Raw genomic sequence first — 13,213 nt, 5'->3', positions numbered from 1 at the left:
ATACCCTGTTGCCGGATTTATAAAACCCGACCAAGGCGGCCTTTCTTCATCGGCTGGCGAAGCGCATGCCGATCATCTTGTAGATCAGCTTGGCTGTGGCGAAGGTGGAGTTGGGGTCGCTGTCCCGGTGGGCCAGTTCGACCACGTCGAAACCGATGATTTCCTTGGTGCGAAAAACCGCTTCCAGAAGATCCATGGCTTCGTCCCAGAGCATGCCGCCGGGTTCCGGTGTGCCGGTGCTGGCGATGACGCTCCAGTCGAACACATCCACATCCACGGTGATGAACAGTCGCTGCGGCAGGCGCGCCAAGGCAGTTTCAAGATTGAACGCCCCTTTGCGGAAATGGTGCATGGTGCAAAGGGCCAGGCTGTCGTCTTTGACCAGACGGGCTTCTTCGGCCGACATGCTGCGTATTCCGACCTGAAGGGTATGGGGGGTCAACTCGCGGATGCGGGCCATGACGCAGGCATGGCTCAGCGGGCTGTCTTCGTAACTGTCCCGAAGGTCCGCATGGGCATCCAGCTGGAGTACACCGAAGCGGTCATTCTGTCTGGCCAGGGCCCGTACATAGCCGGTGGTGATGGAATGGTCGCCACCCACCAATGCCACGAACTTGCCTTGGTCCAACAGCTCACTGGTGACCGATTCAAGCATGTCCAGCATTCGAGGCGGTTCGTCGGGAATGGTGGGTACATCGATGGTGGCGATACCGATCCTGAAGGGTTCTTCGTCCAGAACCTCATCGTAAAGCTCGATGTATTGGGAGGCTTCGAGTATGGCCTGCGGGGCAGCTCCGGCACCTTTGCCGTAGGACACGCCCCCTTCATAGCCATAGGGGACCACCACCACCTTGGCAGTCTCGAGATCGGATTGCTCGGCCGGAAGTCCCAGAAATGGCAGTGGATGCGCCTTCATCGACGTGCCTCCAGTTTTTTGTTCAAAGCGGCCATGCGGCTGCATAGGCCATCCACCGGCCGGGGCGGGCAAAGGTCGGTCACATAAGCGGCCAGCAAGGGGAAGATGATGCTGTATTCACCCCACACCTGGACCAGGTTGGCCTCGTCGGCGCGCTGGTATTTTCCCCAGGTGACGGCCTCGCCGAATGTGCAGCCGGACAGACTTCCCTCGCGTTCCGCAGCCGTACCGATCTGAATGCCGCGGTCGGCGCCTTCGAATTCGATGCCCAGAATCTGGCTGATCGTGGGCCCGGTCTGCTGGATGAAGTTTTTGGGTCCGCCGCCCCCCAGCTCCACGAAGCCGGTATGCTGCGCATCGAAGGCGATGGCCGCCGCGTGCAGGATGTCCTGCTGGGCGGAGAGTTGAATCGCAAACCCCTCGTGATCCGTTCGGACCAGGTTCATGGCGATGGAGTGGTTGGAGAGCGAATCCCAGAAAATCGGCACGCCGCAGCGGGCGGCGGCGGCAGTGAAGCTCAACTCGGGACGGGAGGCCGTTTCGGCGACCCAAAGCCCCAACTGGTGGTTGAACTGCCACGAACTGATCGGCCCGGGATGCAAGCGGCTGTAGCGCTCCTTGACGAAGCGCCGGATGATGGCATCCTGAGCCTCCAGGGTCTCTTTTTCACGGATGCCGATATCATAGATGCGCGTATCGCCGTGACGGCGCAGCTGATCGTCATCCCAGGCGGGGTGGATGGATTTGACGGGCAGCTCAAAGGCGAAATGCAGGTCGTGGTAAACCTGGGCGCCGGTGGAGCAGATCACGTTGATAAACCCCGCTTCGATGAGCGAGGTCACCATGCCGCCCATGCCGCCGGCAATGCCGGCACCGGCAATGCCCAGCCAGATGGTGTCCCCCTGGTCGATCATGCGCCGGAAGAGCGCGGCCGCCCGGCGGACATTGCGCGCCTCGAAGCAGGTGCGACCCATGAATTCCACCAGCTCGGGAATGCTCAGTCCCTTCTTCAACCTCTCCGGAAGGATATCAGGTGCGTTTTTGAACAGCGAATCAGGGTTCATCGGTCCTCCCTTCAACTCCAGGCAGCGCCCAATTGGATACTAAACCAGCAGCATGACGGCCAAGGCCACCACCGTGGTCCATTGGCCGTCCTTTTGGCCGTGAGCCGATTTGGCGATGCTGCGGCTGACGAACTGCCGGTCCTTACCGGCGATATACAACTGTTTGCGTTCGTCCCAGGCCTTGTCCGGATCCAATTCGAAACCCAGGGTGGAGGCCAGCATGGTGGCCGCCAGGTCCTCGGCAAAGTCGCCGGACTGCTGGCTGTTCTGGCCGAAACCATGGTGCTCGGATATATAGCCGTACTGCTCCTTGTTCATGGGGCGGGCCAGCCCAACCGCGGCGTGCACCAGTCGCGCCGGTTCGTTGGTCTCCTGTCTGGCCATGACCACGAAGGTGATCTGGCCGGGCATCAGGTTTTTAAGCCCTTCGGTCTTGGAGATGATTTTGCATTTGGGGGGGTAGATGCTGGAGATGGTCACCAGGTTGCAGATTTCGACGCCTGCATCGCGAAGCGCCAGTTCGAAGCTCTGCAGCTTGTTGCGGTGGTGGCCGACACCCTTGGTGAAGAACATGCGTTTGGGGATGATTTTTTCCATCTTTCAATCCTTTCCGGGCAATAAAGTGATCGCGACACTTGCCGGCCTTATATCAAACCTTCGGTAAATACAATTTTAAAATGCAATGCCGGGCCAAACGATCTCATCGGACCGTTAAGCGCACCGTCGGCCACACGATGCCGCTGCGGCTGATGCGCGTCTCGGCAGCGATCATCCCGGGCAGGCTGGATCGATTGCAAAATTGTGATTGACCGAGCCTCGGAATTGGATTAATCCTCAATTATCGAACACTATTCGATGAAAGCAACAAGACCGCCAGTTTCGGCTTAGCTGCACCTATCCAACATTCAGGAGGGACCATGGGAAAAATGTTTTCCGGGAAAACCGCCGTGGTGACCGGTTCGGGCAAACGGTCCGGGATCGGCTACGCCGTGGCACGCAAACTGGCTGTCGAAGGGGCCAACGTGGTGATCGCCGACCTGGGATTGAATCCGGACCCGGATCTGGCGGTCAAGGCCGCCGGTGAAAACGAAATGGCCGACATCGCCCGCGAATTGGCCCAAACCCATGACGTTGAAAGCCTGGCCGTCAATCTGGACGTCACCCGTGCCGACAGCGTCGCCCGGATGGCCGAAACCATCGCCGCACGATTCGGCAAAATCCACATTCTGGTAAACAACGCCGGCGCCTCCTTCGGCGTGCCCAATGCCGTGCACACCTATGATGAAACCGCCTGGATGAAAACCATCGACGTGAACCTGCACGGCGTCTTCCGGGTCAGCCGGGCGCTTTTGCCCCTGATGATCCCGGGCGGCGGTGCGATCGTCAACACGGCCTCGCGGGCCGGCAAGGTACCGGCCCTGTTCAACGGGGCTTACGCCGTGGCCAAAGCCGGTGTGATCATGCTCACCAAGATCATGGCCCTGGAACTGGCCGGCAACGGTGTGCGGGTCAACGCCGTCTGCCCGGGCCAGATCGCCACGGACCTGGAGAAGTGGCGCTTCGGCCTGGAAGCACAGTTCTTCGGTTCGACTATAGAAGAAAGAGAGAAGGAAATGTGCAAAACCATCCCCCTGGGCCGTATCGGCAGCCCGGATGAAGTGGGGGACCTGGTGGCCTTTCTGGCCTCGGACCGCGCTGCCTACATGACCGGCCAGGCCATCAACATTACCGGCGGGCAGTTGATGGAACTTTAATTGCCGGGTGGCGGAAAAAGCGATTTTCCGAGAGCGGCGCGCATGCTGAACATCACATCACAATGATTTTACGGGGGGGGACCATGGCTGAAATAACCGGAGGGGAACTGTTGCTGCGCTGCCTGCACGCCGAGGGTGTGCGCCACATCAACGCGATTACCGATGGCACCTATATGATGGTGATCGAAGCGCTGGAAAGGCTCGGTGGCGAGCTGAACATACGGCTGGTGGTGCCGCGGCATGAAGCGGCCGCGGCCCACGCCTGCGACGCCTACACCCGGGTGACCGGAAAACCGGCGGTGGTCATGGCCTGTGCCGGTCCGGGAGCGGCCAACCTGGTGGCGGGCATGCTGTGCGCCCAGGCCGAAGGCAGCCCGGTGGTGGCCATCACCACCACGCGCCGCAGCGATATCGCCGATTCCTATTTCCACCAGGGAGGCATGCAGGTCAGCCACCATCTGGACGTGTTTCGGCCCGCGGTCAAGTGGAACGGAAAGGTCGATCACTGGAAGCGGATTCCCGACATGGTGCGACACGCCTTCCGCACCGCCATGTCGGGCAGGCCCGGCCCCACCCACATCCTTATTCCGGAGGATATTATCGCTCAAAAAGGTGACCAGGCCAGCGTGGCCATCATCGCCCCCCAACGCTACCGGGTGGTTGAACGGATGCCGGCAGACCCCGGGGCCGTTAAAAAAGCGGCCGAAATGCTGGTCCACGCGGATCTGGTCAACATTCACTGCGGCAACGGTTCGGAACGTGCCGATGCCGGCGATCAGGTCCGGCAACTGGCCGACCACCTGGGATGCCCGGTGACCCATACCATCCGGGCCCGCGGCATCATTCCCGATGATCATCCCCTTAGTTTTCACCCCACCTGCATGTCACGCATCGTGGCCAACAATCAGGCCGATCTCGTCCTGGCCGTGGGCACCCGGCTGGGAGAGCTCAACATGTGGGGCCGGCCGCCCATGTTCGGCGAACCGGACAAGCAGCGCCTGATCCAGATCGACACCGAACCCACCAACATCGGGCTCAACCGGCCCACGGATATTCCGCTGATCGGCGACGCGCGGTTGGTCCTGGCCCAGCTTTTGGATGAAGTGCGGCAGTTGACCGAAAAACGCCCCCAGCATGCCAAGATCGCCGAACTCAGGGCCATGCAGGATCAGTTTCAGAAGGAATTGGATGATGCGCTGGCTGACACGGCGCACCAGCCCATGTTGACCGGTCAGATTTTGAAGGTCTGCAACGACTTTTTCAGCGACGATGCCATCTTCGTGATGGACGGGGGCAACACGACCCTGTGGGACCTGCATTATCATGTTGCCCGCAAATCCCGTTCGGTAATCTACTCGATGAATTACGGCCATCTGGGTACGGGGTTGCCCTATGCCATCGGCGCCAAACTGGCCTGTCCGGAAAAACCGGTTTATTGTGTCACCGGGGACAGCGCCTTCGGCTTCAACATTCAGGAGCTGGAAACCGCCGTGCGCAACGATCTGCCGGTTATCATCCTCGTCGCCGTGGATGGTGCCTATGGCATGGAAAAGAGTGCCCAGCAGCGCCAGTTCGGGCGTGAAGCCGCGTGGTTCGGCCATGATCACGCACCGGTGCGTTACGATCAGGTGGGCACAGCCATGGGTTGCCATGGAGAATACGTGGAGACCGTCGCCCAGATCCGGCCGGCCCTGGCGTCTTCGGTGGCATCCGGCAAGCCGGCCGTCATTCACGTGGTCGTCGATCCGCAGGCCAATGTGGACCCACCGGGCAACTGGCTGTGGGCGGCTGCACGGTCGGGTAAAATGTAAACCTCGCTGCCGGCCGACTGCCGTCCGTCAGGCGGTCCGGTTCGCTGCCATATTCGCAACAGGGAGGAAAATCCATGGAACCGCTGACCATCGACCAGGTCAGGCTCAACTTCAATCCGCAGGGGCTCATGGCGATCAATGCGGCCATCGGCCTGATGATGCTGGGTGTTTCGCTGGACCTGAAGATCGAAGACTTCAGGCGCATCCTGACCTCTCCCAAAGCACCCGGCATCGGTTTGATGGCCCAGTTCATCCTGTTGCCGGCATTTACTTTCCTGTTGACCCTGGTTTTAAAACCCCATCCCTCCATGGCCCTGGGAATGATTCTGGTGGCGGCCTGCCCGGGTGGCAACCTGTCCAACATCATGACCTATCTGGCCAAGGGCAATTGCGCGGTGTCCATCTGCATGACGGCCGTCTCCACCGTTGCGGCGATTGTCATGACGCCCCTGAACCTGTCCATCTGGGGCAGTCTCAATCCGGACACGGCTGAAATTCTACGCCAGGTCAGCCTCAGTCCCGTGGATGTTTTTATTACCGTATTTGTCATCCTCGGCATCCCGCTGATCATCGGACAGCTCCTGGCCCGGTTTTTCCCTAACCTGGCGGGCCGGGTGCGCCGCCCTTTCAAAATTTTCTCGCTGGTCTTTTTTATCCTGATTGTCAGCGGTGCTCTGGCGGCCAACTGGCACAATTTTCTTAGTTATGTGGGCATGGTCATGTTGGCGGTATTTCTGCACAACGCCCTGGCATTGAACCTGGGCTACTGGTCCGGGCGCTTGGCCCGACTGGATGAACGGGATGCGCGCGCGACCTGTATCGAGGTGGGCATTCAGAATTCGGCCCTGGGGCTGGTTCTGGTTTTCAATTTCTTCGACGGTTTGGGTGGAATGGCCATTCTCGTGGCCTGGTGGGGTGTATGGCATATCATTGCCGGGCTGATTACGGCATTTGTATTTACCCGCCGGTCGTTGCCTGCGGACGATCAGGCGGATGATGCCGCCTGCCGGCTGTAAAAAAGGACGCGTCGCGTGGTCAAACGAGAATTTTCCAATAAGGTTGTGGTTGTTACCGGCGCGGCCAGCGGGATCGGACTGGCCGTGGCCCGGCGGTTTGCCCGGGCTGGTGCGATCTGCGCCATGCTGGACATGGACCGCGTGCGTCTGGAACGATGTGAACACGAATTTGGCGATGCCGGTCATCGGGTCATGGCCCTGCGCTGTGACGTTAGCCGGCGTGGCGATTGTGAAGCGGCCATGGCAGCGGTCATTGCCCGCTTCGGCGGCGTCGATGTACTTTTCAACAATGCAGGGATCACCCAACGCAGCGCCTTCGTGGAGACCCGCATCGAGGTTTACGAACAGGTTATGGCAGTCAATTTTTTCGGTGCCCTGTACTGCACCAAGGCGGCCATTCACAGCCTGATCCTGCGTCGCGGTCTGATCATCGCCAATGAAAGCATCGCCGGGCTGGCACCCTTGCTGGGCCGGACCGGGTACGCGGCCAGCAAGCATGCCATGCACGGCCTGTTCACCTCCTTGCGCAGTGAAGTGCGTGATAAAGGGGTGCATATCATGGTGGTCTGTCCCGGCTTTATCAAAACCAACCTGCAGGATCGGGCGCTGGGAGGAGACGGGACCGTCACCCGCCACCCGCAATCGCGCATCGGCAGGCAGGATACGCCCGCATGTGCCGCCGAGGCCATTTTTAACGCAGCTGCCAGGGAAAAAGACCTGTTGGTGCTCACGACCATGGGAAAAATCGGTTATTGGGTCAGCCGCCTGGCGCCGGGGTATTACGAACGGCGCATGGCCAGCCAATTCAAGGCGGAGCTGGAGCACTGAAGACTGGCCAGGAAAGATATGGGACTCAGAGAACGAAGGGAACGCGAAAAAGAAGCGCGCAAGCGCCAGATCCTGGCGGCTGCCCGAACGCTGCTTTTCAAGAGGGGCCTCCAGTCCACCAGCATCAGTCAGATCGCGCGGACCGCCGAACTGGGTGTGGGTACGATCTATTTTTACTACCAGAGCAAAGAGGAAATCTTCTATTCCTTGCAGGAAGAGGGCCTGGACATCCTTTTCCGCGCAATCGAGGCCATCGATTGCACCACCAGGCCGCCCGACGAGAAGCTTCGTGAAACCGGCCTGGCCTACCTGCACTTCAGTGACGCGCATAAGGATTACTTCGATATCATCAATTATTTTCTGGCCACACCGTCTGTGATTCTGGGAAGTGAACTGAAAAAACGTATCGACCGCAAAGGCAGCCGCATCCTCAAGCTGATTGACGGGTTTATCCGTAAAGGGGTTTCCGACGGCCTGTTCAGACCGGTAGACTCCAAAAAATACGCCGTCATGTTCTGGGGGGCCCTGCATGGGCTGACCCAGTTTAAAAAGCTGGAGCGCACCGTTCTGGAGGGCCAGGATCACCGGCAAGTTTTCAATTACGGCGTCGACCAAGTGATCGGCGGCCTGATGCGAACCCGTTAAAAAAGAGCGCCGGCGCTTGCAAAGGCCCGCTTTTTCGTTATATTATAAAAGGGTCGTTGCGGGTAAAACAAAATCCGCCGTTGCATGCAAAATTGATCCTGCCGCCGTGGTCAGGTTTTTTCCACTTCCAAATCAAAGGATTCACATCTTGAGAAACCTGAGACTGACCGCCATCCTCGCAGTCATTTTGATACCGGCCACCCTTTATGCCGCATTCGAGGTTGAACGCTTCCTCAAGGCGGATATCGGTGCGCCGATCCTGGATGTGACCACCAACCCGGCCGGGGACATGGTATTTATCCTGACCCCCGGGGCGGTGCTGATCTATTCAACGCTTGAACAGGTCGTTCTGGACCGCATTGCGATCGAGGAGCCCTTCGACCGGATCGCCTATATGGACGAAGACCGGCTGGTGTTGAGTGCCGGTCAATCAGCGCGGATCACTATTATCCGTTTCAGCCGCGTCTACGATATCGATCTGTCCGGCCGGGCGGTCAAGGGCCACCGGGATGCGAAGGTAACCCTCGTGGTCTTTGATGATTACCAGTGACCGTACTGTGCTCGCTTAGAGCAGTTTATCCAGCAGGTGCTGGAACAATTTCCCAATGACGTCAATTATGTGGTTAAACACTATCCGCTCGCCAACCATCAACTTGCCCATCCAAGTGCCCTGGCGGCCCTGGCGGCCGGCATCCAGGGACAGTTCTGGGGTTTCCACAGCCAATTGCTCGAAAATCACAATCAGATCAGCGAGCAGAAAATACTGGAAATTGCCGCAGGGATGGGGTTGGATATGGACCGGTTCAATCAGGACCGTCAATCCGCCGCCAGCCGGCAGCTGATTCAGGATGATTTGGAGAACGGCAGAAGGATCGGTGTGCGCGGCACCCCGTCATTGTTCATGAATGGCAAGCGAATCAACAACCGTGACATCGGCAGCCTGTCCGAGCTGATCAGGCGGGAACTGGCCAAGCTGAAATGAGCGCGATTCAGCTGCGACATGTGCCTCGATTCAGGCTTCGGGAATAGAACATTCAATGAAAAATCGAATGATTTTTTATATGCTCACGGCATTGGGGATATCAATGCTATGGGTATCGTGTACACACCAGGCGTATCATCCGACCAAAAGTGATCGGGAGTGGACCATCGACCATCAAGCCTGTGAAGTCTGGGTCAGAGAGGGTATTCGTGATGAACCCGATACCTATGACAGTTTTGATGAGATGCGGCTGATCAGAACGTGCATGAAGGACAAAGGCTGGCAGTGGGAGCGGACTAGCTGGTTCAATTTTAAACCGTCATCGGATTGACCGCGGTCGCGAAGGCCTTTGCCGTAGTTTGCCGCGGAGAAGGCCAGCGAACAGCACATCGTTCTTCGTCCCTGTTGTCAAACGATTTGCTTGTGCTGGGTCACTGGTTTTCACTGTATGCACGGATCGATGACGGGGCATGCTTTTCGAAAAGCGTTTCCATGACCTTCAGATAACTGGGGGCCCTTTCCAGGTAAAAGGAGAGTCCCTTGGAAAAATTGATTCCCACCACACCATCGATAAACATCTGACTGATTTCCCGCTGCCGCTTTAGGATGGCCTGGCACCCCGCCAGAATTCGTTTCTCTTCGTCGGAAAGCGTTTTGAACAGATACTTGAGAGTCGTCCGGGATCGTGGCTGATACATCCAGAAGTAGAGCAAGTCCAGTGCTCCGATGACAATGAGTTTTTCCAGATCCCTGGCATCGGCGTTGGATTCAAACCGCTCCTTGTCGATGGTTTCCAGGGTTTCCCATACGTTGAGTTCGGGCAACAGGGCTTCCAGGCGGCCGTAGGTGTCGAAGAGCTGGGACAGGGTGTCTGCATAGTCCTGAAAGCGGGTCTGAATGTTGGTAAAGCGGTCGGACGCACCTTCGATGACGCCGGCCACGGTGTCCGAGGCCCCCTTGGAGATGATTGCGGCCCATTTTTGCAGGTGCCCGTCAATGCCCACTACGCCGATCACACCCAGCAGGGTGCCGATGAGCATGTTAAAAGCAACGGCGATGGGGATGGAGAGGATGCTGCGGAAAAGGTTGCCGTACACGGCCCCTTTGGGAAGTCCCCTGAACAGGTTGTGGCTGGACAGGTAGATGCCGTTGGCCATGGCCATGACCGCATAAAGGGCGTAGGGGTTGGTCGCCGTGGTGATGCCTAAAAGTCTGTCCATCAGCAGGGTCTTGACCATAAAATCCAGCAGGGGGACGGAGAATCCGGTAAAGAGCAGGGAGTCGGATATCCGCACCCAGCTGACGTAATCGTTCCAGCGCAGCAACGGCGAACGGCTGATGCCGCCGCCGCCCAGCACTGACTGGACGATGTTGCGTACACCCGTGATGCCGAACCAGATGAATGCCCCCAGGTAGGCCAGCACCCACCACGAGTTGGTCAGGTAGAAGGAAAGAAAGGCTGGTATGAATCCCATCAGTATTTTCAATCCGTTGCGCACGGTGCTGTTCAGGTAGAACGGCGATAGACGGGGTTTGGGTTCGGCGTCCGGGCTGCATTTCAGCCGCAGGCCGTTATCCGACCGTTCGGCAATGCCACCCAACGTGACGATGTTTCCCGACGGAGCCATACTGGTGAGGTGGGTCTGGACCAGCCAGTCCACTTGACGGATCTTGCCCAGCAGCCGCAGCAGCGGCAGGTGATGAAGCAGGCGCTGGTGGAGCCCCTGGGAGCCTTTGGGGCTCTCATATGGAATGTAGGTGACGCGTTTGTATACCGGGATTCTGAATGGAATCACGCTGCGTGTGGACAGGTGGGGATGCTTCGGCGGGTCAGTCACCGAACAGGGAATCTCCCCGGGAGCCACATGCCGCCGACGGTTGCACAGCCGGCGGGTGCTGGGGGGCAGGGTGTCCATGATGGCCAACCCCATTCCATACATGCGCGAGGAGTGGCCGGTGGAATCGCTGCCGATTCTTGGTTTGAGATGGTTGGATGCATACATGGCCTTGAAGGCCGAGATGTCATGCAGGATAATTCCCAGTTTTTCGATGCGCTCCGTTTTTCCGGGGAAGGGTTTGGTCGTGGCCAGCCGCCCGATTATGTTTCGAATGGCGCGTTTGAGATTGATGGTGTTGCCCGCGTTAATGGCCAGTTGAATTTCGCTGATCGCTTCGGTGTGGCAGGTTTTGCCGGAGGCGAGGTCTTTTAGATTAAAAATTTCCAGACGGGTGATGAGGCCTTCGCAGTCGTAGAGAATCTCCACCACGTCCTCGGGTAGCAAGTCGGTCAGGTTCAAGGTGACCCGGTAGCCGGTGCGCAGACCGGTAACCCGGTCCAGCAGCTGCCGGGGCGTCAGGTAGAGCAGTTCCGGGGTGTCTGCATCATCGTGAATCAGGTTGGGGTCGGGGATCCCGGGATTGACCGCCGGTCGCAGGAACTGCCGAACGATGGTTTCCGAATCGAGATCATTCATCCGCTCCACCATTGATTCCATTTGCGCCTGCCGGTCTTCACCGGCGTCCGAGCGGGTTTCCCGCAGCTGTTCCACCTTGCGTTTCATCAGCGGGAGCAGTTGGTTGTGGATGTACTTGGCCAGGTGAAGGATGGACGGCTGGCCGGGCCGCACGAACAGCAGAAACGCCCCGGCCTCCAGCGGGGGCAGGTCCAGGCCCAGGCTGGTGTTGATGGCAGGCCGGTGGACCCGGTTGAAAGTGGCAAGGATGTCCAGCACGTAGCGCTGTCGATAGCGGGTGACTTCCCGACCTTGGTCCATGAGTTGCTTTACGGGTTCTTCGGCCAGGAAACAGAGAAACGACTGCGCGTCGGAAAAACCCCGGGGCACCCAGATCAATTGAACGTATTTGTCCCGAAAGCGGGCCGAAAACTCGATGCCGATGCGGATTTCGACTCCCATGATCTGGGCGGCCTCGATTAGCTCGGCGGCGGACGGCGGGTCGATGAAGTTGTAGTAGATCACCCGCAGGCGGCGGATACCCTTGATCCATGCATCCATGATCAGGTGAGAGGCGGATTTGCGGCCCTTGGTGTTGATGTCGTGCACGTGATCGTCGAAGGCCAGTTGATTCCAGGCTTCAGGCATTTCAAGCAGGTGGTATCTGCGCAGCATTTTTCTGACGATGCTGGGTTTGCCGCTGGCCACCCGACGAAAATCATGGGCCAGCTTGAGTTGCTCGATCTCGTTGCCGTAGGCACGGACCAGATCCTTCATGACCGAAAGCAATACTCTGGCGGCATTTTTGGGCAAACTGCCGGCCGCAGCATGGAGGACTTCGTCACGCAGGGAACGCAGGGCGTTAAGCCGATCCTCGAGGTTGCCGGCCTCGAGAGACTCGAGAAGGTGGATGACGGCATAGGCTATTCGCAGGCCTCGGGTTTCGGCCAGCTCCTTGATGCCGTGGGGGTGGAACCAGGGAAAGAGGCTTTTCTTGCCTAAAGAATACGGAGCAGACCGGCTGAGGACGCCATTGACGATCTTCAGCAGATCATGGTCGCGCTTGTCGAAGAAAAGACTCAAGGATCCTCCGGTGGCTGCCGAATGAGGGATTCAAAACCTTTGGCGATTGCAGATGCCTATTGATTCTGGGGCGGAAACTGGGCCAGGATGCTCTCCACAAGCGCGTTGATATCCGCTGTGGTCTTGGCTGGGTCGTCGTATTCTTTGAATCGCTGGCTTCCGGTTCCCCGCCATAGCAGTGCCTGGGATCCCGAATCGATAAAATCGATGGTCAGGGACCCTTCATCATATCCGCGCAGGTTGTTGCCGGTTCCGGTGCCAATGGCGATGCCGCCGCTGTGCCCATAACTGCCGATGCCAAATCCGATGCCACCGCCGTCCGATTCGATTTTCTGGCGCAGCACGTATTGATAGCGCACCAGGAAGTTCGGTGCGTCTTCCGTTGACTGGATAAAACCCTTTTCAGCCAGATGACGCACCACCGCTTCCCGGATGCGTTTGTCGCGCAGGGGATTGTCAATGCGAAGATCGCCGGTTTTGGCCTGGCTTGCCGATGCCCAGCGGTAGGTTTTCAGCGACCCGAAATCGGTAGCCGGGTCATAATCCTGACTGACCTGGATGCCTGAGCAGCCACTGACAACCAGCGCCGTCACGAGAAGGGCAAACCAGAATTTTCTGATCATATAAACCTCCACTGATTCAACTGCTGAAATGGAAGATG

12 protein-coding genes and 1 pseudogene are annotated in these 13,213 nt (G+C 58.4%); 8 read left to right on the top strand and 5 right to left on the bottom strand.

The features are described from left to right. Positions 1–46 precede the first annotated feature (46 nt). From speB to R6V78_RS19085, 3 genes are read right to left on the bottom strand one after another with little or no spacing between them, the layout of a single operon-like run. Positions 47–916 carry an agmatinase gene (gene speB, locus R6V78_RS19095; RefSeq protein ID WP_410290982.1) on the bottom strand — a complete coding sequence of 290 codons (870 nt, stop codon included), beginning with the start codon at positions 914–916 and terminating at the stop codon, positions 47–49. Next, a complete protein-coding gene (locus R6V78_RS19090) occupies positions 913–1,980 on the bottom strand; it encodes a deoxyhypusine synthase family protein (protein WP_410290981.1) in 1,068 nt (355 codons plus the stop codon). Before R6V78_RS19090 ends, speB begins: the two co-directional genes overlap by 4 nt. A 39-nt stretch (positions 1,981–2,019) precedes the next feature. Next, complete coding sequence (locus tag R6V78_RS19085; protein WP_410290980.1) at positions 2,020–2,577, bottom strand: pyruvoyl-dependent arginine decarboxylase; 558 nt, start codon at positions 2,575–2,577, stop codon at positions 2,020–2,022. 320 nt (positions 2,578–2,897) lie between these two features. Here R6V78_RS19085 and R6V78_RS19080 point away from each other — a divergent pair, with 320 nt between their 5' ends. From R6V78_RS19080 to R6V78_RS19045, 8 genes and pseudogenes are all read left to right on the top strand, one after another. Further along, positions 2,898–3,734 (top strand): SDR family NAD(P)-dependent oxidoreductase, encoded by an 837-nt coding sequence (locus tag R6V78_RS19080; RefSeq protein WP_410290979.1) that lies wholly within the window; start codon positions 2,898–2,900, stop codon positions 3,732–3,734. An 83-nt stretch (positions 3,735–3,817) separates the two neighbouring features. Continuing rightward, entirely contained in the window at positions 3,818–5,545 is a 1,728-nt protein-coding gene (locus R6V78_RS19075) for a thiamine pyrophosphate-binding protein (RefSeq protein ID WP_410290978.1), read from the top strand. A 74-nt stretch (positions 5,546–5,619) separates the two neighbouring features. After that, the gene (locus R6V78_RS19070) at positions 5,620–6,561 is read left to right on the top strand and encodes a bile acid:sodium symporter family protein (protein WP_410290977.1); all 942 of its coding nucleotides are present in this window, start codon (positions 5,620–5,622) and stop codon (positions 6,559–6,561) included. A 15-nt stretch (positions 6,562–6,576) separates the two neighbouring features. Beyond that, positions 6,577–7,389: an SDR family oxidoreductase gene (locus R6V78_RS19065; RefSeq protein WP_410290976.1), complete on the top strand. Its 813-nt coding sequence runs from the start codon at positions 6,577–6,579 to the stop codon at positions 7,387–7,389. Between the two features lie 18 nt (positions 7,390–7,407). Beyond that, a complete protein-coding gene (locus R6V78_RS19060; protein ID WP_410290975.1) occupies positions 7,408–8,034 on the top strand; it encodes a TetR/AcrR family transcriptional regulator in 627 nt (208 codons plus the stop codon). Between the two features lie 148 nt (positions 8,035–8,182). Next, entirely contained in the window at positions 8,183–8,584 is a 402-nt protein-coding gene (locus R6V78_RS19055) for a hypothetical protein (RefSeq protein WP_410290974.1), read from the top strand. 12 nt (positions 8,585–8,596) lie between these two features. Further along, positions 8,597–9,016, top strand: a pseudogene (locus R6V78_RS19050) (DsbA family protein); the annotation flags it as partial. A gap of 67 nt (positions 9,017–9,083) precedes the next feature. Beyond that, complete coding sequence (locus R6V78_RS19045) at positions 9,084–9,347, top strand: hypothetical protein (protein ID WP_410290973.1); 264 nt, start codon at positions 9,084–9,086, stop codon at positions 9,345–9,347. A gap of 100 nt (positions 9,348–9,447) precedes the next feature. Here the strand turns inward: R6V78_RS19045 and R6V78_RS19040 are convergent, their stop codons facing one another. Then, positions 9,448–12,552 carry a hypothetical protein gene (locus tag R6V78_RS19040; RefSeq protein WP_410290972.1) on the bottom strand — a complete coding sequence of 1,035 codons (3,105 nt, stop codon included), beginning with the start codon at positions 12,550–12,552 and terminating at the stop codon, positions 9,448–9,450. A gap of 56 nt (positions 12,553–12,608) precedes the next feature. After that, the coding region (locus R6V78_RS19035; protein WP_410290971.1) for a DUF4136 domain-containing protein at positions 12,609–13,213 on the bottom strand (605 nt) is incomplete at its 5' end.

Source organism: Desulfosarcina sp., from assembly GCF_046496365.1.
Taxonomy (GTDB): Bacteria; Desulfobacterota; Desulfobacteria; order Desulfobacterales; family Desulfosarcinaceae; genus Desulfosarcina.
This window is presented reverse-complemented; position numbering and strand designations above follow the sequence as displayed.

Bases quoted from the DNA above. Each gene is read 5' to 3' on its own strand.
- speB (WP_410290982.1), bottom strand. From the start codon at position 916: ATGAAGGCGCATCCACTGCCATTTCTGGGACTTCCGGCCGAGCAATCC.
- R6V78_RS19090 (WP_410290981.1), bottom strand. From the start codon at position 1,980: ATGAACCCTGATTCGCTGTTCAAAAACGCACCTGATATCCTTCCGGAG.
- R6V78_RS19085 (WP_410290980.1), bottom strand. From the start codon at position 2,577: ATGGAAAAAATCATCCCCAAACGCATGTTCTTCACCAAGGGTGTCGGC.
- R6V78_RS19080 (WP_410290979.1), top strand. From the start codon at position 2,898: ATGGGAAAAATGTTTTCCGGGAAAACCGCCGTGGTGACCGGTTCGGGC.
- R6V78_RS19075 (WP_410290978.1), top strand. From the start codon at position 3,818: ATGGCTGAAATAACCGGAGGGGAACTGTTGCTGCGCTGCCTGCACGCC.
- R6V78_RS19070 (WP_410290977.1), top strand. From the start codon at position 5,620: ATGGAACCGCTGACCATCGACCAGGTCAGGCTCAACTTCAATCCGCAG.
- R6V78_RS19060 (WP_410290975.1), top strand. From the start codon at position 7,408: ATGGGACTCAGAGAACGAAGGGAACGCGAAAAAGAAGCGCGCAAGCGC.
- R6V78_RS19045 (WP_410290973.1), top strand. From the start codon at position 9,084: ATGATTTTTTATATGCTCACGGCATTGGGGATATCAATGCTATGGGTA.